At 67.4% G+C, this 23800-nt stretch carries 23 protein-coding genes; 16 read left to right on the top strand and 7 right to left on the bottom strand.

Translation table 11 applies throughout. The features are described 5' to 3' along the window. Window positions 1-68: 68 nt before the first annotated feature. Window positions 69-1148, top strand: coding sequence for a sugar phosphate isomerase/epimerase family protein (locus AC0J42_RS17650; protein WP_473002709.1), 1080 nt, complete (start codon window positions 69-71; stop codon window positions 1146-1148). After that, window positions 1145-2029, top strand: coding sequence for an alpha/beta fold hydrolase (locus tag AC0J42_RS17655; RefSeq protein ID WP_473002710.1), 885 nt, complete (start codon window positions 1145-1147; stop codon window positions 2027-2029). The genes AC0J42_RS17650 and AC0J42_RS17655 overlap by 4 nt, the downstream gene beginning before the upstream one ends. Window positions 2030-2065: 36 nt before the next feature. Here the strand turns inward: AC0J42_RS17655 and AC0J42_RS17660 are convergent, their stop codons facing one another. From AC0J42_RS17660 to AC0J42_RS17670, 3 genes are all read right to left on the bottom strand, one after another. Continuing rightward, window positions 2066-3016 (bottom strand): PDR/VanB family oxidoreductase, encoded by a 951-nt coding sequence (locus AC0J42_RS17660; protein WP_473002712.1) that lies wholly within the window; start codon window positions 3014-3016, stop codon window positions 2066-2068. Further along, entirely contained in the window at window positions 3013-4059 is a 1047-nt protein-coding gene (locus AC0J42_RS17665) for an aromatic ring-hydroxylating dioxygenase subunit alpha (protein ID WP_473002713.1), read from the bottom strand. The genes AC0J42_RS17660 and AC0J42_RS17665 overlap by 4 nt, the downstream gene beginning before the upstream one ends. A gap of 107 nt (window positions 4060-4166) precedes the next feature. Then, the gene (locus AC0J42_RS17670; protein ID WP_473002714.1) at window positions 4167-6092 is read right to left on the bottom strand and encodes a hybrid sensor histidine kinase/response regulator; all 1926 of its coding nucleotides are present in this window, start codon (window positions 6090-6092) and stop codon (window positions 4167-4169) included. Between the two features lie 330 nt (window positions 6093-6422). Here AC0J42_RS17670 and AC0J42_RS17675 point away from each other — a divergent pair, with 330 nt between their 5' ends. The 4 genes from AC0J42_RS17675 to AC0J42_RS17690 all read left to right on the top strand — a co-directional run bounded on the left by AC0J42_RS17675 (window position 6423) and on the right by AC0J42_RS17690 (window position 11568). Next, entirely contained in the window at window positions 6423-8516 is a 2094-nt protein-coding gene (locus AC0J42_RS17675; RefSeq protein WP_473006875.1) for a TonB-dependent receptor family protein, read from the top strand. A 223-nt stretch (window positions 8517-8739) separates the two neighbouring features. Next, window positions 8740-9684, top strand: coding sequence for a fatty acid desaturase (locus tag AC0J42_RS17680; RefSeq protein ID WP_473002715.1), 945 nt, complete (start codon window positions 8740-8742; stop codon window positions 9682-9684). Next, window positions 9681-10400, top strand: coding sequence for a phosphate/phosphite/phosphonate ABC transporter substrate-binding protein (locus AC0J42_RS17685; RefSeq protein WP_473002716.1), 720 nt, complete (start codon window positions 9681-9683; stop codon window positions 10398-10400). Before AC0J42_RS17680 ends, AC0J42_RS17685 begins: the two co-directional genes overlap by 4 nt. A gap of 124 nt (window positions 10401-10524) precedes the next feature. Next, a complete protein-coding gene (locus AC0J42_RS17690) occupies window positions 10525-11568 on the top strand; it encodes a DMT family transporter (protein ID WP_473002718.1) in 1044 nt (347 codons plus the stop codon). On the opposite strand, the gene AC0J42_RS17695 is transcribed toward AC0J42_RS17690, so the two are convergent. Continuing rightward, window positions 11559-12086 carry a GNAT family N-acetyltransferase gene (locus AC0J42_RS17695; protein WP_473002719.1) on the bottom strand — a complete coding sequence of 176 codons (528 nt, stop codon included), beginning with the start codon at window positions 12084-12086 and terminating at the stop codon, window positions 11559-11561. The genes AC0J42_RS17690 and AC0J42_RS17695 overlap by 10 nt on opposite strands. Window positions 12087-12096: 10 nt before the next feature. Beyond that, a complete protein-coding gene (locus AC0J42_RS17700; protein WP_473002720.1) occupies window positions 12097-12663 on the bottom strand; it encodes a helix-turn-helix domain-containing protein in 567 nt (188 codons plus the stop codon). Between the two features lie 148 nt (window positions 12664-12811). On the opposite strand from AC0J42_RS17700, the gene AC0J42_RS17705 reads away from it, so the two are divergent. Next, complete coding sequence (locus tag AC0J42_RS17705; protein WP_473002721.1) at window positions 12812-13207, top strand: hypothetical protein; 396 nt, start codon at window positions 12812-12814, stop codon at window positions 13205-13207. A 106-nt stretch (window positions 13208-13313) separates the two neighbouring features. Next, window positions 13314-13706, top strand: coding sequence for a hypothetical protein (locus tag AC0J42_RS17710; protein WP_473002723.1), 393 nt, complete (start codon window positions 13314-13316; stop codon window positions 13704-13706). Between the two features lie 117 nt (window positions 13707-13823). Here the strand turns inward: AC0J42_RS17710 and AC0J42_RS17715 are convergent, their stop codons facing one another. Beyond that, a complete protein-coding gene (locus AC0J42_RS17715) occupies window positions 13824-14549 on the bottom strand; it encodes a uracil-DNA glycosylase (RefSeq protein WP_416424870.1) in 726 nt (241 codons plus the stop codon). Between the two features lie 33 nt (window positions 14550-14582). Here AC0J42_RS17715 and AC0J42_RS17720 point away from each other — a divergent pair, with 33 nt between their 5' ends. Beyond that, window positions 14583-14723, top strand: coding sequence for a DUF2256 domain-containing protein (locus tag AC0J42_RS17720; RefSeq protein WP_416424871.1), 141 nt, complete (start codon window positions 14583-14585; stop codon window positions 14721-14723). Between the two features lie 42 nt (window positions 14724-14765). Here the strand turns inward: AC0J42_RS17720 and AC0J42_RS17725 are convergent, their stop codons facing one another. Further along, window positions 14766-15821 (bottom strand): NAD(P)-dependent alcohol dehydrogenase, encoded by a 1056-nt coding sequence (locus AC0J42_RS17725; RefSeq protein WP_473002724.1) that lies wholly within the window; start codon window positions 15819-15821, stop codon window positions 14766-14768. Between the two features lie 225 nt (window positions 15822-16046). Here AC0J42_RS17725 and AC0J42_RS17730 point away from each other — a divergent pair, with 225 nt between their 5' ends. From AC0J42_RS17730 to glcE, 7 genes are all read left to right on the top strand, one after another. Further along, the gene (locus AC0J42_RS17730) at window positions 16047-17234 is read left to right on the top strand and encodes an MFS transporter (RefSeq protein WP_416424873.1); all 1188 of its coding nucleotides are present in this window, start codon (window positions 16047-16049) and stop codon (window positions 17232-17234) included. Window positions 17235-17379: 145 nt separating this feature from the next. Then, window positions 17380-17583, top strand: coding sequence for a hypothetical protein (locus tag AC0J42_RS17735; RefSeq protein ID WP_416424874.1), 204 nt, complete (start codon window positions 17380-17382; stop codon window positions 17581-17583). A 60-nt stretch (window positions 17584-17643) separates the two neighbouring features. After that, the gene (locus AC0J42_RS17740; RefSeq protein ID WP_473002727.1) at window positions 17644-19455 is read left to right on the top strand and encodes an ABC transporter ATP-binding protein; all 1812 of its coding nucleotides are present in this window, start codon (window positions 17644-17646) and stop codon (window positions 19453-19455) included. 64 nt (window positions 19456-19519) lie between these two features. Further along, complete coding sequence (locus AC0J42_RS17745; protein ID WP_473002728.1) at window positions 19520-20293, top strand: ABC transporter ATP-binding protein; 774 nt, start codon at window positions 19520-19522, stop codon at window positions 20291-20293. 27 nt (window positions 20294-20320) lie between these two features. Further along, window positions 20321-21112, top strand: a complete 792-nt coding sequence (locus tag AC0J42_RS17750) for a 2OG-Fe(II) oxygenase (protein WP_416424877.1) — start codon at window positions 20321-20323, stop codon at window positions 21110-21112. A gap of 144 nt (window positions 21113-21256) precedes the next feature. Next, window positions 21257-22756 (top strand): glycolate oxidase subunit GlcD, encoded by a 1500-nt coding sequence (glcD, locus tag AC0J42_RS17755; RefSeq protein ID WP_473002730.1) that lies wholly within the window; start codon window positions 21257-21259, stop codon window positions 22754-22756. After that, the gene (gene glcE / locus AC0J42_RS17760; protein WP_473002732.1) at window positions 22756-23799 is read left to right on the top strand and encodes a glycolate oxidase subunit GlcE; all 1044 of its coding nucleotides are present in this window, start codon (window positions 22756-22758) and stop codon (window positions 23797-23799) included. Before glcD ends, glcE begins: the two co-directional genes overlap by 1 nt. The last annotated feature ends 1 nt before the right edge of the window (window position 23800 follow it).

The following is a 23800-nucleotide window of genomic DNA, read 5'->3' on the forward strand; positions in this document are numbered from 1 at the left end:
AGTTGCGCTTGACGCTTGTCATCGCCGAACCCTATTCTTTGTCGATCGACAAAGAATAGGATGGACCCATGCGAACCCTCAAAGGCCCGAGCCTGCACCTGGCCCAATTCAGCAGCGCGCAACCGCCCTACGACAACCTGCCAAACCTGGCGGCCTGGGCCGCCGCCCAAGGCTTCAAGGCCCTGCAGATTCCCACCTGGGACGCACGCCTGTTCGACCTGGCGCAAGCGGCGCAGAGCCAGGCGTACTGCGACGACATCAAGGGCCTGCTGGCCGAACATGGCTTGCAGGTCAGCGAGCTGACCAGCCACCTGCACGGCCAGCTGGTGGCGGTGCACCCCGCCTACGAGGCCATGTGGGACGGCTTCATTCCGGCGCACCTGCGCGGCCGCCCCGAGGCGCGCACGGCCTGGGCCATCGACCAGGTGAAGCTGGCAGCCCGGGCGTCGGCGCGCCTGGGCCTGACCGAGCTGGGCACCTTTTCCGGCTCGCTCGCGTGGCCGTACCTGTTCCCCTTCCCCCAGCGCCCGGACGGTTTGATTGACGCGGCGTTCGACGAACTGGCGCGGCGCTGGCGGCCGATCCTCGATGAGTGCGAGGCGGCCGGAGTCAACCTCTGCTTCGAAATCCACCCAGCCGAAGACCTCCACGACGGCACCAGTTTCGAACACTTTCTCGACCGGGTGGGCCAGCACCCACGCTGCAACCTGCTGTTCGACCCCAGCCATTTCGTGCTGCAGCAACTGGACTACCTCAGCTACCTGGACATCTACCACGCGCGCATCCGCATGTTTCACGTCAAGGACGCCGAGTTCAACCCCACCGGCCGCCAGGGCATCTACGGCGGCTACAGCGACTGGGCCGAGCGCGCCGGCCGCTTCCGCTCGCTGGGCGACGGCCAGGTCAACTTCAAGGCGATCTTCGCCAAGCTGGCCGAGTACGACTACCCCGGCTGGGCCACCCTGGAGTGGGAGTGCTGCCTGAAAAACCAGGAAGACGGCGCCCGCGAAGGCGTGGCCTTCATCAACCATCACATCATCCGCGTCACCGACCGGGTGTTCGATGACTTCGCCGGCGCGCACCTGGCCAGCGCGCAAATCCAACAACTGCTTGGCATCACCCCACCCGCACGGAACGCCCGCCCATGAACCTGCCGGTTGACCCTGCCGCCCCCTGCGACAGCACTTTCACCCACCGCTACGTGCGCGTGCAGGGCCTGCGCCTGCACTGCGTGACCGCCGGCAACGGCACGCCGGTGCTGCTGGTGCCCGGCTGGCCACAGACCTGGTACGCCTGGCGCCACGTGATGCAGGCCCTGGCGGCGGCCGGCTACCTGGCGATTGCCGTGGACCCGCCGGGCCTGGGCGACTCCGACCGCCCCGAACAGGGCTACGACACCGGCAGCGTCGCCAGCCTGCTGCGGCAGGCCATGGCACAACTGGGCCACGAGCGCTTCCACCTGGTGGGCCACGACGTGGGCATGTGGATCGCCTACGCCCTGACCAGTGATTACCCCGAGGCGGTGCGCAGCGTGGTGATGACGGAGGCGGTGATACCCGGCCTGGCCGAGGCACCGCCGATATTCGTGGCGCCGGAGCAGAACATCTTCCTGTGGCACTTCCTGTTCAACCAGGTGCGCGACCTGCCGGAGCTGCTGATCACGGGCCGGGAAGCGGCGTACCTGACGTTCATGTTCGACCGCTGGGCGTTCCGCCGTCATGCCGTGGCGGCCGACACCTACATCCGCGCCTATTCAGCGCCCGGCGGGCTGCGCGGCGGTTTCGCCTATTACCGCGCCATTCCCGAGACCATCCGCCAGAACCAGCTGCGCGCGCAACGGCCGCTGGCCATGCCGGTGCTGGCGATTGGCGCCGAGCACGCCACGGGCGACGCGCCGTTGCGCACCTTGGAAGGCCATGCGCGGCAGGTGCAAAGGGTGATCATCGAAGGGTGCGGGCATTTCGTGATGGAGGAAGCGCCGGATGAGTTCATCCGGCATGTGTTGGCGTTCTTGCACCGAGCCCCGTAATGCTGCGGACAGGCAGCGGCTACGGGACCAAGCGCATCAGAGGTCCAACACCAGCAACGCCGACCTGGCCCGCGAACAGCACGGCGTGAACTGGTCGTTGGCGGCTTGTTCTTCCTCGGTGAGGAACAGGTCGCGGTGCTCCGGCACGCCCTCCAGCACGCGGGTCAGGCAGGTGCCGCAGACGCCCTGCTCGCAGGAGATCGGCACCTCCACCCCATGGCTTTCCAGCACCTGCACCACGGTCTTGTCCGCCGGGACCTGGAAGGTGCGCCCGCAACGGTTGAGCTTCACCGCGAAGCTGCCGTCCGCCGAGGTGTCCACCGCCAGCGGCGCGAAGTATTCGCGGTGCAGGTGGTCGTCCGCCCAGCCCTGGGCCTTGGCGGTGTCCAGCACGTGAGCCATGAACCCGGCCGGGCCACACACGTACAGGTGCTGGCCGGGCTGGGGGCTTGCCAGCACCTGGGCGGCGTCGAGACGAGTCTCGGGCTGTTCGTCGAAATGCACCTGCACGCGGTCGGCAAAGGGCGCGGCCCGCAGCCGGGCGAGGAACGCCGCGCGTTCGCTGGAACGCGCGCAGTAGTGCAGTTCGAACGGTGCGCCGTCGCGGGCCAGGGCCTCGGCCATGGCCAGGATCGGTGTGATGCCGATGCCACCGGCGAACAGCAGGCTGCGCTCGGCGCCTTCGTGCAGGGCGAACAGGTTGCGCGGCGCGCTGATGCGCAACCGGTCGCCCTGCCGGACCTGCTCGTGCAAGGCCTGGGAACCGCCGCGCGAGGCGGCGTCCTTGAGCACGCCGATCAGGTAGCGGTGGCGCTCCTGGGGGTGGTTGCACAGTGAGTACTGGCGCACCAGGCCATCGGCCAGGTGCACGTCGATGTGCGCGCCGGCGCTGAACGCCGGCAACGCCTGGCCGTCGGCTGCGGCCAGCTCGTAGCTGCAGATATCCACGGCTTCATCGTGACGCGCGGTCACCACCACCTCGATCATGAGGCTTCTCCCACGGGCGCGCGCTCACGGCTGATGAGGCGGTCCAGCACGCGCCGCGACTGCACGCCACCGGCGTCGATGTTGAGCTTGAGCAGGTTGCGCAGCGGGTTCGCCAGCAGGTTCTGCTGCTGGCGCTCGAGCATCTCCAGGTCTTCGCTGAAGATCTTGCCCTGCCCGTCGCGGATGCTGGCGGTCAGCGCCTCATCCTGCGGGTTGAAGTTGCGCGCCATGCCCCAGAAGTACCAGATCGAGGTCTCGGTTTCCGGGGTGATGAAGTCCACCACGATGCTCGACGCCTTGTGCTCGGCCGGCGCGTCATAGCCGCCCTTGCCGGCGTGGGCCACGCCCACCTCGATCAGCACGTGGCTGGGCGGGGTGAAACGGCAGATCTGCCAGCGGTCCACCGGCACGTCGTCGGCCAGGTTGTTGCCGCGCAGGGCCATGCGCCAGAACGGCGGCGGCAGGATGTTTTCCATGTGCCGGGCGGTCACCACCTCGTCGCCTTCCACCGTGGTGACCGGTGGCGCTTCGTCGATTTCCTTCTGGCCGATGCTGGACGCGTGCACGTAGGTCTCGTGGGTCAGGTCCATGAGGTTGTCGATCATCAGCCGGTAGTCGCAGTTGATGTGGAACAGCCCGCCACCGTAGGCCCACTCGTCGCTGACGGCCCATTCCAGGTGGTGGATCAGCGCCGGGTCGGCCTGTTCCTGGTCGCCTGGCCACACCCAGATGAAGCCGTAGCGCTCCACCACCGCGTAGGTCTTGTTGCAGGGGAAGCCGCGCACGCGCTGGCCGGGCATGGCCACGGTCTTGCCGTCGCAGCCCATCACCAGGCCGTGGTAGCCGCACACCAGGTTGCCGTCCTCGACGTAGCCCAGGGACAACGGCGCACCACGGTGCGGGCAGAAGTTTTCGACGGCGGCTACCTGGCCCTGGGCGCCGCGGTAGAAGGCGATGTGCTCGCCACAGATCTGCCGGCCCAGGGGCTTGTCGGCGATTTCATCGGGGGTGCAGGCGACGTACCAGGTGTTTTTTGGATACATGGGGAGACCTCTCAGGTTTTGTTTTTATGGATCCATGGAATCCTAAAAACCCTGAACAGGTCAACAAAAATAACAACCAATGGATCCATTAAACCCAAAACCATCCATCAAACCAGCTGCAGGCCCGCCAACGCCCGGGCCAGGCTCTGCTGGTCAAACGGCTTGGCCAGCCGCGCAAAGGCCGTGGCGGCGCTGTCCACCTCGCCAAAGCCGCTGACGATCAACACCTGCAGCCCCGGGCACAGCGCCAGGGCGCGGGCGGCCAGTTGCGGGCCGGACATATGCGGCATCATGTGGTCGGTGATCAGCAGGTCGAAGCCGTCGCTGCCTTGCTCCAGCAGCGCCAGCGCCTGCTCGCCGGAGGCCGCGGTGTGCACGCGGCAGCCCAGGTCTTCGAGCATGGCTTCGGCGCTGACCAGAATCAGCGGGTCGTCGTCCACCAGCAGCACGCTCAGGCCCTTGGCCGTGCTGACCTGGCTGCTGGCGCTGGCCACCGGGGCCGCGACGGTCGCGCCTTCGTCCACCGGCAACCACAGCTCGGCGGTGGTGCCGCCCGGCCGGGCGCTGCGCACCACCAGCTTGCCGCCCACCTGGGCGGCCACGCCGTCGACCATCGACAGCCCCAGGCCGGTGCCCTTGCCCACGCCCTTGGTGGTGAAGAACGGCTCGGTGGCCCGTGCCAGGGTCAATGGATCCATGCCCTCGCCCGTGTCGGTCAGCGACAGGCACACGTAATTGCCCGCCGCCACGCCCTCCCGCGGCTCGGTGAGCTGGCATTCACGGGCCTCGATCACCAGCACGCCGCCATCGGGCATCGCGTCCCGGGCGTTCACCGCCAGGTTCAGCACCGCCAATTCCAGCTGGTTGCCGTCGGCGCGCACCGGGCGTACGAACAGCGGAAAGCGCGTTTCGATCTGGATGCGCGAACCCAGCGAGCTTTGCAGCAGGTCGGCCATGCCCCGCACCATCACTCCCAGGTCCACCGCTTCCAGCACCAACTGCTGGCGCCGGGCGAAGGCCAGCATGCGCCGGGTCAGCGAGGCGCCGCGCTGGGCGCCCTGCACGGCATTGTTGAGCAGCGGCGTGATGCGCGGGTCCGGCGGCAGGCGCCGGCGCACGATCTCCAGGCTGCTGAGAATCACCATCAGCAGGTTGTTGAAGTCGTGGGCGATACCCCCGGTCAACTGGCCCAGGGCTTCCATTTTCTGTGACTGGAACAGCGCCTCGCGGGCCTCGTCGAGGGCGCGCTGGGTCTCCACGCTTTCGGTGATGTCGCGGGTGATCTTGGCGAAGCCCAGCAGCGTGCCGCTGTCGTCGCGAATGGCGTCGATGACGATGTTGGCGAAGAACCGCGTGCCGTCCTTGCGCACCCGCCAGGCGCGGTTCTCGAAGCGCCCTTCGGCCAGCGCCGTGGCCAGGCTGCGCTGGGGCTCGCCGGCGTTGCGCGCCGCCTCTTCGAAGAACATCGAGAAGTGCCGGCCGATCACCTCGTCGGGGCGGTAGCCCTTGATGCGCTCGGCGCCGGCGTTCCAGTTGGTGATGATGCCGTCGGGGTCGAGCATGTAGATGGCGTAGTCGGTGACGCCCAGCACCAGCAGGCGAAACTGCTCCTGGGACTGGCGTAGCGCCTCCTGGGCCTGGCGCTGCTGGGTCAGGTCGCGGGTCACCTTGGCGAAGCCGATCACGCTGCCGTCGGGCGTACGCACGGGGTCGATGATCACGTGGCACCAGAACTGCGAGCCGTCCTTGCGCACCCGCCAGCCCTCGCTCTCGAACCGCCCCTGCTGCGCCGCGCAGGCCAGCGCCAGGCCGGGCTTGCCGGCGGCGCGGTCCTCGTCGGTGTAGAACCGGGAGAAATGCTGGCCCAGGATCTCCTGCTCGTCATAGCCCTTGAAGCGCCTGGCGCCGGCGTTCCAGCTGATGATTTCGCCGTCCAGGTTGAGCATGTAGATGGCGTAGTCGGTGATTGAGTCGATCAGCAGCCGGAAGCGATCTTCGGCGACATAAGGGGGCTGAACCAGTTCTAGGGTCATGGGAGGTTGGCCGGGCAGGAAGGCTGGGAACGATACTGTAACGAGCATAGTGCCATCGACGAAAGCTGCCGATGCCCCTCCCACCCCGTAGCAGCTGCCGCAGGCTGCGTCCCCCCGCCCCCCGCACTGCGCCAATTGCCCCGGACCAGTGTCGGCAGCGCAACAGCACATCTGCAATTTGCCCTCCCGGCTACCCCGTGCTTGCCACGCAATGCCCCGAAAACCGCTCTAGCCCGGGTGGTACGGCATTTGCTCCTGCACCCGCGGGCCAGACTATTCACATAGATGCTCCTCACAGACATTGGACTCTCAGGGGTATTGCACTTGACCATGAATCACCGGGCGCCCACGCGCGTCTTCACCCAGCTTTCCCTGGCCACCGCACTGGCCATCCTCGCCACCACCGCCCACGCCGACGACACCACGCCAAGCCTGGGCACCGTGGAAGTCACCGGCCACGCCCAGACCGACGCCCAGGCTGACAAGGCGCGCCTGGACAAGGTGGCCGGCGCCACCAGCGTGGTCGACAACAAGGAGGTGGAAAAAGGCCGCGCCGCCACCGCCGAAGACGTGCTGGCCTACCAGCCGGGCGTCTACGCGCAGGCCACCAGCGGCCAGAGTGCGGCGAAGATTTCCATTCGCGGCTCGGGCCTCGACAGTTTCTACGGCGGCTACGCGCTGGGCATCAAGTACCTGTACGACGGCATTCCCATCACCGGCCCCGGCGGCACCCAGGAGGACCTGCTGGACATGGCGGCCGTCGACCACACCGAAGTGCTCTCGGGCGCCAACGCCTTCGAGTACAGCGCGCTGAACCTGGGCGGCGCCATCAACATGGTGACCCACACCGGCTACACCTCGCCGGGCAACTACGTGCGCCTGGAGGGCGGCAGCTTCGGCTACAAGAAGGAACAGCTGAGCACCGGCGGCGTGGTCGGCGACAGCGACTATTACCTGTCGGTGCTGCACAACGAGCGGCGCGGCTACCAGGACGACTCGCCCAACCACGGCAACGACGTGATCGCCAACTTCGGCCACGTGTTCAACGACAAGCTGGAGACCCGCGTGACCTTCCGCTACCGCGACGAGGTCAACACCAACGCCAGCCCGCTGACCCTGTACCAGATCAAGCATGACCCCACCGCCAACAACTACCGCTGGGTGCGCAAGAAACCCGGCACCACCCTGCTGGGCAGCACCACCACCTACACCTTTGACGACAACGCCAAGCTGGAAGTGGGCCTGGGCTACCACCACTACACCCTCACTGACGGCCTGCATTACTACGCCAACCCCGGCCAGTGGAACTCCACCGATTTCTCCACCTCGGTGCGCTACCTGCGCAAGGGCGACAGCCTGTTCGGCCTGCCCAGCGACACCACCCTGAGCTTCAGCAGCACCATCCTTGAGCCGGGCAACGAGAAGGTCCGCGACCCCAACACCTGGGCACTGGTGCAGAAGTACAACTTCGCCAGCTCGCGCGACACGGTGTTCTCCCTGGGCAACGAACTGCAGCTCACCGACCGCACCTGGCTGACCACCGGCCTGTCCCTGGCCAACACCAGGCGCGACGTGCGCAGCACCTACGCCACCAACGCCAACACCAGCGAGTTCCCCAGCGCGGTGGACTACGACGACTGGAACCTGGCCCCGCGCCTCGGCTTCCGCTACGCGCTCACACCGGGCCTGCAGCTGTACGGCAACGTCAGCCGCTCCATCGACCCGCCGGTGACCTGGTACTACTCCACCGGCCCCGTGTCCAACCCCTACGTCACCCCGCTGCAGGCGCAGAAGGCCAACACCGTGGAGTTGGGCATCCGCGGTAGCCAGGGCATCTTCGATGGCAGCCTGACGGTGTACCGCTCCTGGGTACAGGGCGAGCTGCTGTCGGCGGTGATCGCCGAAGCCACCGCCACCTCCAACCAGGTGATTTCCGACACCAACGCCTCGGGCACCATCCACCAGGGCGTCGAACTGGGGCTGAACACCCGGTTGTGGACCGGCAGCCACGGCGCCAGCGTCAACTGGCGCCAGGCGTTCACGGTGAACGACTTCTACTTCCGCAACGACCCCACCTTCGGCCACAACCAACTGCCCGGCCTGCCCCGCCAGGTGTACCAGGCCGCCCTGCAGTACCAACACCCCAGCGGCTTCTACGGCGAGATCAACATGAACCACGCCTCCAGCTACTACGCCGACTTCGCCAACACCGTGAAGGCGCCCGAATACACCATTTTCGGCGCCAAAGTCGGCTACCAGGCCCCGGGTCAGCGCTGGAACGTGTTCCTCGACGCCCGCAACCTCACCGACAAGCACTACGTCACCGCTACCCAGACCACCTACGACCTCAAGGGCGTGGACTCGGCGAACTTCTACGTGGGCGACGGCTTCGGCGTGACCACTGGCGTCTCCTACCGGTTCTGACCCCACAACTCCGCGCTAACAGGCCATGGCACGTTGCAACAGATGTAGGAGCCGGCCTTGGCCGCGATAGGCCGCGCGGGCGGCCGGTGGTGGCCATGATTGAGTCCCGAAATAGGCGCATGAGGTTTAATGCACTCTGGTTCTAAGCAAGTAGCGCAATATGATTATTCGCGCATAACCAGACTTGCTAAGGTGCCGCCATCAGCACCACCGGTCGCCCCTTATGCCTGCCTACCTCGACGCCGCCCACCAGCGGCACATCAACCACCTGCTCGGCACCTGGACCGCCCGCAGCGACTGGCCCACCTGGCTGCTGTTACTGGGCACCTACGCCGGTTGGCTGGGCCTGGTGCACGCCAGCCCACACCTGGGCCAGGGCCTGACGCTGCTGGTGCTGGTGCCACTGATCACCCTGTGGATGTCGTTGCAGCACGAGCTGCTGCACGGCCACCCTACCCGCTGGCCATGGCTGAACAAAGGGTTGGGCTACGCGCCCATCGCCCTCTGGTACCCCTACACCCTGTACCGCGACGACCACCTGCGCCACCACCGCGACAGCGAACTGACCCGCCCGGCACGGGACCCTGAGAGCCGCTACCTGGACGACCACGCCTGGGACCGCAGCAGCCCTGCCGAACGCGGCCTGCACTGGCTGAACAAGACCTTGTACGGCCGCCTGCTGGTCGGCCCGGCGCTGGCCCTGGGCGGCCTTTGCGGTGGCCAGCTGGCGCGCCTGCGCCGTGGCGAAGCCTGGGGCATGTGGCTGTGCCACGGCGCCTGGGTGGCGGTGCTGCTGGCCTACGTGCAGGCCCAGGGCCTGGCTATCGGCACCTACCTGCTGGCCAGCGTGCTGGCGTTGGCGCTGTCCATGGTGCGCTCGTACCACGAACACCGCCCCGCCACCTCGCCGGAACAACGCTCGGTGCTCAACGAAGCCGGCTGGCCGTGGCGCTGGCTGTTCCTCAACCTCAACCTGCACCTGGTGCACCACGACCTGCCGGGGCTGCCCTGGTACTACCTGCCCCGGGTGTACGCGGCGCGCCGCGATGACTGGCTGCGCCGCAGTGGCCAGTTCCGGGTGGGCGGCTATGGTGAACTGTTCCGCCGCCACGGCTGGCGCCCCATCGACAGCCCGCGGCACCCCTGGCATTCAGGAGCCCGGCCGTGACCGCCGCACAGATCGCCGAACTGCCCATGTACGTGGCCCCCAGCGCCGTGCGCGAAGCCAGCGAGCAGTGGTTGGCGCTGACCCTGCAACTGCTGGGGGTTGCCGCGCGCGAGCGCTTTGCCGGCGACCTGTACGACCTGTGGCTGCACCCGCGATTGCTGTTGGCGCAAACCTGCGGCTACCCGTTGCGCACCCGCCTGGGCGAACAGGTGCAGCTCGTCGGGCGCCCGCGCTTCGACCTGCCTGACGCCCAAAACGGCGCACATTGCAGCCTGCTGGTGGTGCGCCGCGACGACCCGCGCCAGGCGCTGGAACAGTGGCGCGGCAGCCATGTGGCGCTGAACAGCCGCGACTCCAACAGCGGCACGCACCTGCTCTACGACACCCTGGAAGCCCTGGCCCCGCGCGGGCAGTTTTTCGGGCGTGAAAGCCTCAGCGGCAGCCACCGCCAGAGCCTGGCCTGGGTCGCCACCGGCAAGGCTGACCTGGCGGCCATCGACAGCGTTACCTTCGCCTACCTGCCGGCGGAAGAAACTGCCGGCGTGCGCATCCTCGGGCGCACCGGCCAGAGCCCGACCCTGCCCTACATCACCCGCGCCACCGGCACCGCCCCCGAGGCGATACGCGCCGCCATGAACCAGGCCCTGCCGCCGTTCCGCGACACCCTGCGCATCACCCAAATCCTCCCCGCCACCCTCACCGACTACCACCCGTAGCAGCTGCCGCAGGCTGCGTCCCCAGGCGCCGCAATCGGCAAAGGAACACACTGGCCTCGGACGCAGCCTGCGGCAGCTGCTACGGGTATGATGGGGGCCTGTCCCGCCTGTTTCGGTTTTTGCCATGAACATCAGCATCCTCTACGCCCTGGCCGCCGCCGCGCTGTTCGGCGCCAGCACGCCGCTGGCCAAGTACCTCGGCCTGTCCATTCACCCGGTGCTGCTGGCTGGCCTGCTGTACCTGGGCAGCGGCGTCGGCCTGCTGGCCGTGCGGCTGCTGCGCGACAAGGGCTGGCAGCGCCCACGCCTGGCGCCCGGCGAGTGGCCGTGGCTGCTGGGCGCCATCGGCTTTGGCGGGGTGCTGGGGCCGGTGGCGCTGATGCTGGCGCTGACGCGCACCCCGGCGGCCAGCGCCTCGCTGCTGCTGAACCTGGAGTCGGTGCTGACCGCGCTGCTGGCCTGGGTGGTGTTCAAGGAAAACGCCGACCGCCGCATCGTCCTGGGCATGGCGGTGATCGTCGCCGGCGGCGTGGTGCTGGCGTGGCCCGGCGCCGGCCTGCAGCTGCACAGCCTGCTGGGCCCGCTGGGCGTGGCGGCGGCGTGCCTGTGCTGGGCCATCGACAACAACCTGACGCGCAAGGTATCCGCCTCGGACGCGCTGTTTTTGGCCGGCATCAAGGGCCTGGTGGCCGGCGCGGTGAACACCGCCCTGGCGCTGCTGCTGGGCGCGCAGCTACCGGGCCTGGCGTTGCTGGCGCCCACTTTGCTGGTGGGCCTGCTGGGCTATGGCGTCAGCCTGGTGCTGTTCGTGCTGGCGCTGCGCGGGCTGGGCTCGGCGCGCACCGGGGCGTATTTCTCCACGGCGCCGTTCCTGGGCGCGGCCATCGCCCTGCTGTTGCTCGGTGAGCCGGTCACTGCCAGTTTCTGGCTGGCGGCGGCGCTGATGGCCGTGGGCGTGTGGATTCACCTCACCGAACACCACGCCCACGAACACCAGCACGAGCCGATGGCCCATACCCACCCCCACGTGCATGACGAGCACCACCAACACAGCCATGATTTCGCCTGGGACGGCGTCGAGCCCCATGTGCACCCGCACCAGCATCAGCCGCTGCGCCACAGCCACGCGCACTTCCCCGACATCCACCACCGCCACGATCACCCGTAGCAGCCGCCCACCCGTTTGTGGAAGATCGTGGTGGCGCACAGGCCGCCCGCCGGCCACAGGGCGTAGGCTGGCACCTGCCCGGTCACCTGCCAGCCCAGCCGTTGGTACAGGCGCTCGGCGTCGCCGCCGGAGGCGGTGTCCAGCACCAGGACGCTCTTGCCTTCGTCGATGGCTGCACGCTCCGCCGCCTCCATCAGCGCCTGCCCCACGCCCAGCCGGCGGCCACGGCGGTGCACCAGCAGCTTGGCGATGTCGGCGCGGTGCGGCTGGTTCTCCGGCTGGGCCAGCACCACCTGCACCGTGCCCAGCAGCTGCCCGCCTGCGTCCTCAGCCACCAGCAAGGCCCGCTCGCCCGCTTCGACGCTGGCGCGCAGGCCCTGCCAGAACGCCTCGGCACGCGCCTGCGACAAGGGCAACATGAAGCTCACAGAGGCGCCGCCTTCGACGCAGTCAATGAGGATGTCGGCGAGCTGCGCGCAGGCGGCGTCGTCGAGACGGGTGAGGCGTTTGATGTGCATGGGGCTGTCCTTAGCGGCGGCTGTCAGTGACGATGATCACGGCGTAGCGCGCCGGCTCGCCGTGGGGGTTGTGAAAACGGGTAGGCTTGTCCAGGGGAAACGCCAGGCAGTCGCCGGTTTCAAGCTGGTAGAGCTGCTCGCCCACCTGGATGTCCATGCGCCCGGCCAGCAGCCACACCTGCTGGTCCACCCGCACATCACGGGTGGAGGTTTCATAGGCCACCGACGCGCCGGCCGGAAACTCCACTTCCACCAGCTGGATGGGTGACTGCGCGCCGCTGGGCGAGACGTTGCGGCGGATGTAGCCTGATTGCGGGTCGCGCCATTGCAGTTGGTCGGCGGCGCGCAGCAGTTGCCCTGCCTCTTCGGCAGGTGCTTCGAACAAGGCTGACAGCGGGACGCCCAAGGCGGTGGCGAGCTTTTCCAGGACCACGGCGGTAGGGCTGCTCTGGCCGCGCTCAATGAGGGAAATCATCGAGCGGCTGACGGCGCTTTTTTCCGCCAGGGCTTCCAGCGACAGGTGCAAGGATTTGCGCAGGGTGCTGATACGGGTGGCGATGCGGGTGTTGATGTCCATGCAGAAGGCCGTAACGGTGGTGTCACCACATCATCCATCATGATGGATTTATTAGTCAATATACTGGATAAAATCCCACAAACGTCGGACGCCGCGTGGAAACCGGCTACGCTGAATCTCTCGCCCTGTCGCGTGTTCGAGGTGTGTCATGGCACGTATTTACCCGCTCCCCCTCCTCGCCCTGGTGCTGCTGACGGCCTGCGCCGGCCCCGGGCAACCGCCCATCAAACCTGTCTCCGCTGCCGCCACGCCGCTGACTGACGCGCAAGTGCGCCAGACCCTGATCGGCAACAAGCTGACCAACATCGGCACCTCCGGGCGCCCGTACTCGTTGAGCTTCCGCGGCGATGGCACGGAGATCTTCCAGATGGGCGGCGACACCCCGGTCACCGAACACTGGACCGTGCAGGACGGGGTGATCACCTTCACCTCTCCCAACCAGCCGGTGGAACGCTACCGCCTGCTGCAGGACAAGGATGACTACTGGCTGGTGGACCCGCAGACCGGTGCAGTGCATTACCACTACTCGCTGGCCCCGCAGTAACGCGGCGTCAACCGTTCGGCGCAATGGATCCCAGATGTGCACGGGCTCATCTAGGCTTTGATTTGTCCCGAAAAAATGGTTTTCGGGCTATCGAAGAGGGTGTGCCATGAACAACAGGACTCTCGCCGCCGCCTCACTGCTTGCCCTGCTGGCCGGTTGCGCCAGCACCTCCAACCACGAACCGCCCCCCGTGCCGCCGGGCGCGGTGACCCTCAACGATGGGCAGGTGCGCGATACCCTGGTAGGCAAGAAGTTCTATGGCACCACCCGCATGGGCTACCCCTACTCGCTGGCCTTCGCCGCCGATGGCACCGACGTGTTCAGCATGAGCACCGAGCAACCCGTGGCCGAAAAATGGACGCTGAACAACGGCACCGTGTGCCTGATCATGAAGGACTACCCCACCGAATGCAGCCAGGTGAAAATGGCCGATGGCGCCTACTGGTTCGTCGACCCGAACACCGGCAAGGTCAATTCCTGGCTGAGGCTGAACCCGTAGCCTGGCGACACTTGCACTGACGTCATCGCGACTAAAGTCGGCTCCTACACCGTCCGTGGTAGGAGCCGACTTTAGTCGCGATGCAGACGACGCGATTCTACGAGGGAACTGCCACCATCAGCGAACACTCCCATTACTCTCGACTAACGCAGCGCAAACATAGGTGTGGACCTGGTGCAGGGTAGCCAGGATTTTCTCGCGGTTGCCTAAGCGTCGGTTCACGTACAAGGGGCTTGGATGGCCGCAGCTGAATACTTTAAGATCAGGCCGGACCGTAGCGATCAACGCCGCCGCCTTCTCTGCTTTCCTGCCCAGTAATACGACAGCTCGCAGCGCTGGCAGCAAGGCCAGTAAACGCGGCAATGGTCGAAGCCCTGCTACAAGATCTTTCGGCGTAGCAGGGCGAATTCTTGTGCCGCTACCGATGTACCAGGGCACCACGTTCCAGAGCACCGTCTGCTTGCGCTCAAGGCCGGCAACAGCACTAAGCTCAAAGATGTTTTTTGCGGTTTCATCCGGGTTGTTGCGGGAGATGAAGCCCGAGGCGACCGCCTTGGCGCCAGGTGCCTCAAGCAGGAACAGCACCTGGGCCGCAATGCCTGCATCCCACGGGTCGAAGTAGGGAATGTGGGCATCAGGCCCGGCTTCGTCCCGAAGCTCCTGAACGAACGCATTCAGCGTGGTGACATGGCTTGCGTGAATCTGGCTCAGGCGCATGGCCTTGTGGTCCGGATCCTTCAGGGTCTTGGGTCCGTCAAGTATCATTGTGGATGCTGCGGCAATGGATGAGTGCAGATCATAACTCCCCAATGAAACCAATGGCTTGCCATTCAGGTTCCGCACGCAGCCCCCGCAAGCCCCATCAAGGAGAACCCGTTGAAGAAAAGCGAACTCCCGGTCAAGACCTGTGTGGTCTGCGGGCGGCCGTTCAACTGGCGCAAGAAGTGGGCGCGCTGCTGGGACGAGGTGCGCTACTGCTCGGAGCGCTGCCGCCGCCACACACCACCGCCCCCGTAGCAGCGGCCGCCAGGTCGCGTCCCGGCCGCCGCTACTCCTCCATCAGGTCTCTGGATTCAATGTCGCGCTGTCGATGACGAAACGGTACTTCACATCACCCTTGAGCATGCGCTCGTAGGCCTGGTTGATCTCGTCGGCGCGGATCAGTTCGATGTCGGCGGTGATGCCGTGCTCGGCGCAGAAATCGAGCATCTCCTGGGTCTCGGGAATACCGCCGATCATCGAGCCGGCCAGGGTGCGGCGCTTCATGATCATGTTGAACACGTTGGGCGAGGCATGCGGCGAGGCCGGGGCGCCCACCAGGGTCATGGCGCCGTCACGCTTGAGCAGCACCAGGAAGGCGTCGAGGTCATGTGGCGCGGCCACGGTGTTGATGATCAGGTCGAAGCTCTTGGCGTGGGCGGCCATCTGCGCGGCGTCGCGCGACACCACTACTTCGTCGGCGCCCAGGGCCTTGGCAGCCTCGCGCTTGGACTCGGACCTGGTGAAGGCCACCACGTGGGCGCCCATGGCGTGGGCCAGCTTGATGCCCATGTGACCCAGGCCGCCAATACCGACGATGCCGACCTTCTTGCCAGGGCCGGCCTGCCAGTGGCGCAGCGGCGAATAGGTGGTGATGCCGGCGCACAGCAGCGGCGCGACGGCGGCCAGTTGGCTGGCCGGGTGGCGCACGTGCAGCACGTAGCGCTCATGCACGACGATGCTTTCCGAGTAACCGCCCAGGGTCCAGCCCGGCGCGTCGGGGGTGGGGAAGTTGTAGGTGCCGATCATGCCGTCGCAGTAGTTTTCCAGGCCTTCCTCGCAGTCCTGGCAGTGCCGGCAGCTGTCCACCAGGCAGCCGACGCCCACCAGGTCACCGACCTTGAAGCCGCTGACGTGGCCGCCCACGGCGCGCACGCGGCCGACGATCTCGTGGCCGGGCACGCAAGGGAATTGGGTGCCTTCCCACTCCGCGCGGGCCTGGTGCAGGTCCGAATGGCAGACGCCGCAGAAGGCGATGTCGATGGCGACGTCGTGGGCGCCAGGCTCGCGACGGTGGATTTGCAGGGGTTCAAGCGGCTTGTCGCCCGCGTGGGCGCCGTAGGCGTGTACTGGCATAACAGGGTTCCATGGATAGTGGCTGGCGGTGGCCAGCGCTCGCCCCCATGTTCAACGTTGGTGCCGGTGCACCGTTAGAGCAATCCGGTTGAATGCTTGCCTGATCCTGCGAGCGGCCGCCGCGCGTGGAACTCCAGCGTGAAACCCTGTTCTAGACGCTGCTGAAACCATTTCGCTATCATTGGCGGTTTTCCCTGTTGCCAGCCCTGAAGAACGGAGCGACGCATGACCATCCAGCAATCACCGGGGCTTGTGCTGCCCGCGCGCGCCGCCGCCAAAATGGAAGCCGCCATGGCGGTGGGCAGTTTCGCCATCGGCACCGGCGAGTTCGCCATCATGGGCCTGATGCCCGACATCGCCACCAACCTGCACCTGAGTGAACCGCAGGTGGGCCACGCCATCAGCGCCTACGCTCTGGGCGTAATGGTGGGCGCGCCGCTGCTGGCGATCCTTGGCGCCAAGCTGTTGCGCAAGCACCTGCTGATGCTGCTGATGGTGTTGTACGCCGTCGGCAACCTGGCCACGGCCTTCACCCCCACGTTCGCCAGCCTGGTGGCGTTCCGCTTCATCAGCGGCCTGCCCCACGGCGCCTATTTCGGCATTGCCGCGGTAGTGGCCTCGAGCATGGTGCCGGCCAACAAGCGCGCCGGCGCCGTGGCGCGGGTGATGATGGGCCTGACCCTGGCCATGCTGCTGGGCAACCCCATCGCCACCTTCCTGGGGCAGTTCTTCGGCTGGCGCTCGGCGTTCGCCCTGGTGGGCGCCATTGCCATCACCACCATCGCCCTGATCTGGCGCTTCGTGCCGGACCGCCATGACGAGCCGCGCAGCGACCCGCGCAAGGAAATGCGCGCGTTCAAGCAGCCGCAGATCTGGATGGCCCTGAGCATCGGTGCCATCGGTTTCGCCGGCATGTTCTGCGTGTTCAGCTACCTGGCGCCGACCATGCTCGACGTCACCCGCGTGAAGCCGGAATGGATCCCCTTCGGCCTGGCGGCGTTCGGCGTGGGCGGCATCATCGGCAACATTGCCGGCGGCAAGCTGTTCGATCGCCTGGGCTTCCGCGCCGTGGGGCTGCTGCTGGTGTGGTCGATGGCCGTGCTGCTGTTGTTCCCCGTGGCCGCCGGCTCCCTGGCCGGGGTGATGCTGGGCATCGGCCTGGTGGGAACCATGGTGGCCCTGGCGTCGCCGCTGCAGATCCGCCTGATGGACATCGCCCACGAGGCCCCGAGCCTTGCCGCGGCCTCCAACCACGCTGCCTTCAACCTGGCCAACGCCCTGGGCCCATGGCTGGGCGGCATGGCCATTACCGCAGGGCTGGGCTGGACCAGCACCGGCTACATCGGCGCGGCGACGGCGCTGGTCGGGTTGGGGCTGTACCTGGTGGCGCGGCGGATGAAGGGTGGGGAGTGATCTGCGCGTCGCCTGCATCGCGGCCAAGGCCGGCTCCTACCACGAACGGGGTAGGAGCCGACTTTAGTCGCGATGCAGGCGACGCCATTTCAAGACAGTTGCTGGTACGGTTGGTTTTTCTTTGCAGGTAGGCCGCTGACTCACCATGCTGGACGACTACGCGCACATGGAAGCCGCCCCGGCCTGGATCCGCCGGTATCGGACGCTGATCCGCGTGGCGTTCGTGCTGTGCGTGCTGCCGGCAGGCGTGGTGGCGCTGGTACTGGCCCTGCTGCACCGCCGCCGATCCCCCCCCGTAGCAGCGGCCGTCAGGCCGCGTCAAAGCCTGGCACACCGCGGTGTGCCGTGACGCGGCCTAATTGCCGCTGCTACAGTGGGGCGCGTTTTTCTCCTGGGAACCGTTTCTGGCATGCCTGTGGTTGCTCGCTTCACCGCTTTTCTCGACCAGGCCCGCCGCGCCGTAGCGCTGGTGTGGAGCACTTCGCGCCCGCTGTTTGCCGGGCTGGTGCTGGCCACGCTAGCGGCGGGCATGCTGCCGGCGCTGGCGGCGTGGATCGGCCAGCGCATCGTCGATGCCGTGCTGGCGGCCATGCAGTTGCACGCCAGCAGCGGCCAGGCGCCGCTCTGGCCGGTGCTGCGCTATGTGCTGGCCGAGGCCGGCGTGCTTGGCCTGCTGGCGGCGGCGCAGCGTGGGCTGTCGGTGCAGCAGGCGCTGCTGCGGGTGCAACTGGGGCAGAAGGTCAACCTGCTGATTCTGGAAAAGGCCCAGACCCTGTCGCTGCTGCAGTTCGAGGACTCGGCCTTCTACGACAAGCTGGTGCGCGTGCGCCGCGACGCCTCCACGCGGCCGCTGGGGCTGGTGACCAAGGGCCTGGGGCTGGTGCAGAACCTGATCTCGCTGATCAGCTTCGCGGTGCTGCTGGTGCACTTCTCGCCCTGGGCGCTGGCGATCCTGGTGCTGGGCGCGCTGCCGGTGTTCTTTGCCGAGGCGCATTTTTCCGGCGACGCGTTCCGGCTGTTCAAGCGCCGCGCGCCCGAAACCCGCCAGCAAGGCTACCTGGAGGCGCTGCTGTCCCAGGAGGCGCACACCAAGGAGGTCAAGCTGTTCGGCCTGGCGCCGCTGCTACTGCAGCGCTACCGCGACAACTTCACCCGCCTGTACGCCGAGGACCGGCGCCTGACCCTGCGCCGCGACGGCTGGGGCTTCGCCCTGGGCCTGCTGGGCACCGCGGCCTTCTACCTGGCCTACGCCTGGGTGGTGCTGGACACGGTCAACGGCCAGACCACCCTGGGCCAGATGACCATGTACCTGGTGCTGTTCAAGCAGGGTCAAAGCGCCATCAGCGCCAGCCTGGGCGCCATCGCCGGCCTGTACGAGGACGGCCTGTACCTGTCCGACCTGTACGAATACCTGGGCCACCCGGTTACCCCCGCGCGCGGCACCCTCACCCACGGCATCAAGCCCGGCGACGGCCTGCGCTGCGAACAGCTGGGCTTCCGCTACCCCGGCGCCAGCCGCGATACGCTCAGCGGCATCAACCTGCACCTGGCGCCGGGCCGCAGCCTGGCGCTGGTGGGCGAGAACGGCTCGGGCAAGACCACCCTGATCAAGCTGCTGACCCGCCTCTACACCCCGGACCACGGCCGTATCCTGCTGGACGGCAGCGACCTGCAGGACTGGGACGAACACGCCCTGCACCAGCGCATCGGGGTGATTTTCCAGGACTACATCCGCTACCAGATGACCGTGGGCGAGAACCTCGGCGTGGGCGACGTGCGCGCCTTCGGTGACCAGGGCCGCTGGCGCGATGCCGCGGCGCAGGGCATTGCCGCTGATTTCATCGAACAGCTGCAGCACGGCTATGCCACCCAGTTGGGCCGCTGGTTCGTTGGCGGCCAGGAGCTGTCGGGCGGGCAATGGCAGAAGGTCGCGCTGTCGCGCGCCTACATGCGCCGGGACGCCGATATCCTGATTCTCGACGAACCCACCGCCGCCCTGGATGCCGGCGCCGAGGCCGCGGTGTTCGAGCATTTTCGCGAGTACGCGCGCGGGCGCATGACGCTGCTGATCTCGCACCGCTTCTCCAGCGTGCGCAGCGCCGACCACATCGTGGTGCTGGACCAGGGCCGGGTGCTGGAAGAAGGCAACCACCCGCAGCTGATGGCCGCCGGTGGGCGCTATGCGCAGCTGTTCGACCTGCAGGCCCAGGGCTACCGCTAGCCCCCGTTGCAATAAGGCGGCGTGATTGCTTCAATGACGCCCCCGCCCTTCGCTAAGGCTTGTCATGATCGAACTGAACCAGGTCACCGCCTACCAACAGGAAAACCGCGTCTTCGACCAGCTGTCGCTGCACATCGGCGACCGCGAGCGCGTGGCCATCCTGGGCCCCAACGGCGCCGGCAAGAGCACGCTGCTCAAGCTGATCAACCGCGAGATCTACCCGGTGGAGCGCCCTGGCAGCTTCCTGCGCCTGTTCGGTCACGAGACCTTCAACCTGTGGGACCTGCGCGCCAAGATCGGCTTCGTGTCCCAGGACATGCAGGAAGACTACACCCCCTACACCTCGGCGCTGGACGTGGTGATTTCCGGCTTCTTCGGCGCCATGGGCACCCACGCCCACCTGCAACCCAACGCCGAGCAAATCGCCCACGCCCGCGAACTGCTGGGCCAGCTGGGCATGCAGATCGACGAACAGCGCATGTTCCAGCGCCTGTCCACCGGGCAGAAACGCCGCCTGCTGCTGGCCCGCGCCCTGGTGCACAACCCGCGCGCCTTGATCCTCGACGAACCCACCGCCGGCCTCGACATGGGCGCCAGCCTCAGCCTGCTGAGCCTGATGCGCGAGTTCTGCCACGACGACCGGGCGATGATCATCACCACCCACCACATCGACGAGATCATCCCCGAGATCGAGCGCGTGGTGCTGATCAGCCAGGGGCGCATCATCGCCGACGGGCCCAAGGCCCAGGTGCTGACCAGCGAGCAGCTGTCGAACCTGTACCAGACCCAATTGCAGGTCAGCGAGCACGACGGCTGGTACCGCTGCTGGCACGGCTGAACCCTGTCACCTATTCAAGGAGTTGCAATGCACACATTGCCCATCACCGCCGTGCCGGAGCTGGATTTCGACCTGGAGGCCGCGACCCGGCTGGGCCAGGCGCTGGCCGATGACTACCGCGCAGCCACGCCGTTCGCGCACATCGTGCTCGATGATTTCCTGCCCCAGGACCTGATCCAGCGCATCTGCGAGACCTTCCCCGTGGAGGCCACCGCCAACGAGACCCTGTACGAGCGCGGCTACAAGGGCCAGCTCAAACGCCAGATCAGCCCCAACGAATGCCCGCCGTACCTGCGCTCGGTGTTCGCGGTGTTCAACTCGGCGCCCATGCTCAGCTTCCTCGAACAGATGACCGGCATCGAAGGGCTGATCCCCGACCCGTACTTCGTCGGCGGCGGCCTGCACGAGACCAAGGCAGGCGGTTTCCTGGGCGTGCACTCGGACTTCCGCCTGAACAAGAAGCTCAAGGTGCAGCGGCGCATCAACGCCATCATCTACCTCAACCCCGAGTGGGAAGAGGCCTACGGTGGCCACCTGGAGCTGTGGGACAAGCCCATGCGCACCTGCCTGAAGAAGGTGTTGCCGGTGTACAACCGCTGCGTGATCTTCAACACCGACCCCGACAGCAACCACGGCCACCCCGAGCCGCTGACCTGCCCGCCGGACCGCTCGCGGCGCTCCATCGCCCTGTACTACTACACCGCCGACCTGCCCGAGGCCGACCCCAACCAGCGCCACAAGACCCACTACAAGCCCCGCCCCAAGGACCTGGTGAGCCCGGGCTACTACATCAACAAGTTCTTCAAGAAAAAACGCTGAGCCGTGTCCAACCCTGTTGCGTAGCCGCCGCCGAAGGCTGCGCTGGCCCTGCGCCCCACTGAAGGTCTCAAGGGTTCACACCGACCAGCGCAGCCTGACGGCAGCGGCTACGCTACTGGCATCACAACAACAAGATGCCCGGCCATGAACATCCTCCACGACGAGCGCCTGGACGGTGCCCTGCCGCAGGTCGACAAGCAGGGCCTGATCAACGCGCTGATCGGCGCCCTGCCCGACCTCGACCTGCTGTACCGCAGCGAAGACCTCAAGCCCTACGAATGCGACGGCCTCTCGGCCTACCGCACCACGCCGCTGCTGGTGGCCCTGCCCCGGCACCTTGAGGAAGTTCAGACTATCCTGCGCATCTGCCACCAGCGCCACGTGCCGGTGGTGCCCCGTGGCGCCGGCACCGGCCTGTCGGGCGGCGCGCTGCCCCTGGCCCAGGGCGTTCTGCTGGTGCTGGCGCGCTTCAACCAGATCCTCCACATCGACCCGCAGGCACGCACCGCCCGGGTGCAGCCGGGGGTGCGCAACCTGGCCATTTCCCAGGCCGCGGCGCCTCATGGCCTGTACTACGCCCCCGACCCGTCGTCGCAAATCGCCTGTTCCATCGGCGGCAACGTCGCCGAAAACGCCGGCGGCGTGCACTGCCTCAAGTACGGCCTGACCGTGCACAACCTGGTCAAGCTTGAGGTGCTGACCGTGGAGGGCCAGCCCCTGACCCTGGGCAGCGACGCCCTGGACAGCCCCGGCTTCGACCTGCTGGCGCTGTTCACCGGCTCCGAAGGCATGCTCGGCGTGGTCACCGAGGTCACCGTGCGCCTGCTGCCCAAACCCCAGGTGGCCAAGGTGCTGCTGGCCGCCTTCGACTCGGTGGAAAACGCCGGGCGCGCCGTGGCCGATATCATCGCCGCCGGCATCATCCCCGGCGGCCTGGAGATGATGGACAACCTGGCCATCCGCGCCGCCGAGGACTTCATCCACGCCGGCTACCCGGTGGACGCCGAGGCGATCCTGCTGTGCGAACTGGACGGCGTCGTAGCCGACGTGCACGAAGACTGCGCGCGCGTGCGCCAGCTGCTGGAAGCGGCCGGCGCCACCGAAGTACGCCAGGCCCTGGACGAGGCCGAGCGCGTGCGCTTCTGGGCCGGGCGCAAGAACGCCTTCCCCGCCGTGGGGCGGCTGTCGCCGGACTACTACTGCATGGACGGCACCATCCCGCGGCGCGAGCTGCCCGCCGTGCTCAAGGGCATCGCCGCGCTGGCGGCCGAGTACCAGCTGCGCGTGGCCAACGTCTTCCACGCCGGCGACGGCAACATGCACCCATTGATTCTGTTCGACGCCAACCAGCCCGGCGAGCTGGAACGCGCCGAGGCCCTGGGCGGCAGGATCCTGGAGATGTGCGTGGCGGTGGGCGGCAGCATCACCGGCGAACACGGCGTGGGCCGCGAGAAAATCAACCAGATGTGCGCCCAGTTCAACGCCGACGAACTCACCGTGTTTCACGCCATCAAGGCCGCCTTCGACCCCAGCGGCCTGCTCAACCCCGGCAAGAACATCCCCACCCTGCACCGCTGCGCCGAGTTCGGCGCCATGCACATCCACCACGGCCAGTTGCCGTTCCCTGAACTGGAGCGCTTCTGATGAGCCTGGACACGTTGCTGGACGCCGTGCACCAGGCCATCGCCAGCGCCACGCCGCTGCGCATCCGCGGTGGCGACAGCAAGGCGTTCCTGGGCCGCCCCACCCCGGGCACCCCGCTGGACACCCGCGGGCACCGGGGCATTGTCAGCTACGACCCCACCGAACTGGTGGTCAGCGTGCGCGCCGGCACGCCGCTGCGCGAACTCAACGCCGCGCTGGCGGAGGCCGGGCAGATGCTGCCCTGCGAACCGCCGGACTTCGACGGCCAGGCCACGGTGGGCGGCATGGTCGCTGCCGGCCTCGCCGGGCCACGGCGGCCATGGAGCGGCGCGGTGCGTGATTTCGTCCTCGGCACGCGGGTGATCACTGGCACCGGCAAGCACCTGCGCTTTGGCGGCGAAGTCATGAAAAACGTCGCCGGCTACGACCTGTCGCGCCTGCTGGCCGGCAGTTTCGGCAGCCTGGGGCTGCTCACCGAAGTGTCGCTGAAGGTGCTGCCCAGCCCGCGCTGCAGCGCCAGCCTGACCCTCGACCTGGGCCCCGCCGAAGCCCTGCGCCGGCTGACCGAATGGGGCCAGCAGGCGCTGCCCATCAGCGGCGCCTGCTACCACGGCGAGGTGCTGCACCTGCGCCTGGAGGGCGGCGAAGGCTCGGTGGCGGCGGCCCGCGAACGGCTGGGTTGCCGCGCCGCCGACGCGCAGTTCTGGGCGGACCTGCGCGAGCAGCGGCTGCCATTTTTCCGTGACCCACGACCGCTGTGGCGGCTGTCGTTGCCGTTCAACGTCGGCCTGCTGGAGCTGCCGGGCACGCAGCTGCTCGATTGGGCCGGCGCCCAGCGCTGGCTGAAATCCGACGCCGAGGCCGCGCAGATTCGCGCGGCGGCCAGCGCCCTGGGCGGCCACGCCAGTTGCTTCAGCAGCGGCGCCTGCGACACACCGTTCCAGCCGCTGGCCCCGGCCCTGTTGCGCTACCACCAGCAGCTCAAGGCGCAGCTCGACCCCCACGGCATTTTCAACCCTGGCCGCCTGTACCCGGAGCTCTGAC

The organism is Pseudomonas sp. Tav-5-1A (assembly GCF_055755055.1).

Coding starts and splice junctions, on each gene's coding strand:
- AC0J42_RS17650 (WP_473002709.1), top strand. CDS start 69: ATGCGAACCCTCAAAGGCCCGAGCCTGCACCTGGCCCAATTCAGCAGC.
- AC0J42_RS17655 (WP_473002710.1), top strand. CDS start 1,145: ATGAACCTGCCGGTTGACCCTGCCGCCCCCTGCGACAGCACTTTCACC.
- AC0J42_RS17660 (WP_473002712.1), bottom strand. CDS start 3,016: ATGATCGAGGTGGTGGTGACCGCGCGTCACGATGAAGCCGTGGATATC.
- AC0J42_RS17665 (WP_473002713.1), bottom strand. CDS start 4,059: ATGTATCCAAAAAACACCTGGTACGTCGCCTGCACCCCCGATGAAATC.
- AC0J42_RS17670 (WP_473002714.1), bottom strand. CDS start 6,092: ATGACCCTAGAACTGGTTCAGCCCCCTTATGTCGCCGAAGATCGCTTC.
- AC0J42_RS17675 (WP_473006875.1), top strand. CDS start 6,423: ATGAATCACCGGGCGCCCACGCGCGTCTTCACCCAGCTTTCCCTGGCC.
- AC0J42_RS17680 (WP_473002715.1), top strand. CDS start 8,740: ATGCCTGCCTACCTCGACGCCGCCCACCAGCGGCACATCAACCACCTG.
- AC0J42_RS17690 (WP_473002718.1), top strand. CDS start 10,525: ATGAACATCAGCATCCTCTACGCCCTGGCCGCCGCCGCGCTGTTCGGC.
- AC0J42_RS17695 (WP_473002719.1), bottom strand. CDS start 12,086: ATGCACATCAAACGCCTCACCCGTCTCGACGACGCCGCCTGCGCGCAG.
- AC0J42_RS17700 (WP_473002720.1), bottom strand. CDS start 12,663: ATGGACATCAACACCCGCATCGCCACCCGTATCAGCACCCTGCGCAAA.
- AC0J42_RS17705 (WP_473002721.1), top strand. CDS start 12,812: ATGGCACGTATTTACCCGCTCCCCCTCCTCGCCCTGGTGCTGCTGACG.
- AC0J42_RS17710 (WP_473002723.1), top strand. CDS start 13,314: ATGAACAACAGGACTCTCGCCGCCGCCTCACTGCTTGCCCTGCTGGCC.
- AC0J42_RS17725 (WP_473002724.1), bottom strand. CDS start 15,821: ATGCCAGTACACGCCTACGGCGCCCACGCGGGCGACAAGCCGCTTGAA.
- AC0J42_RS17730 (WP_416424873.1), top strand. CDS start 16,047: ATGACCATCCAGCAATCACCGGGGCTTGTGCTGCCCGCGCGCGCCGCC.
- AC0J42_RS17735 (WP_416424874.1), top strand. CDS start 17,380: ATGCTGGACGACTACGCGCACATGGAAGCCGCCCCGGCCTGGATCCGC.
- AC0J42_RS17740 (WP_473002727.1), top strand. CDS start 17,644: ATGCCTGTGGTTGCTCGCTTCACCGCTTTTCTCGACCAGGCCCGCCGC.
- AC0J42_RS17745 (WP_473002728.1), top strand. CDS start 19,520: ATGATCGAACTGAACCAGGTCACCGCCTACCAACAGGAAAACCGCGTC.
- AC0J42_RS17750 (WP_416424877.1), top strand. CDS start 20,321: ATGCACACATTGCCCATCACCGCCGTGCCGGAGCTGGATTTCGACCTG.
- glcD (WP_473002730.1), top strand. CDS start 21,257: ATGAACATCCTCCACGACGAGCGCCTGGACGGTGCCCTGCCGCAGGTC.
- glcE (WP_473002732.1), top strand. CDS start 22,756: ATGAGCCTGGACACGTTGCTGGACGCCGTGCACCAGGCCATCGCCAGC.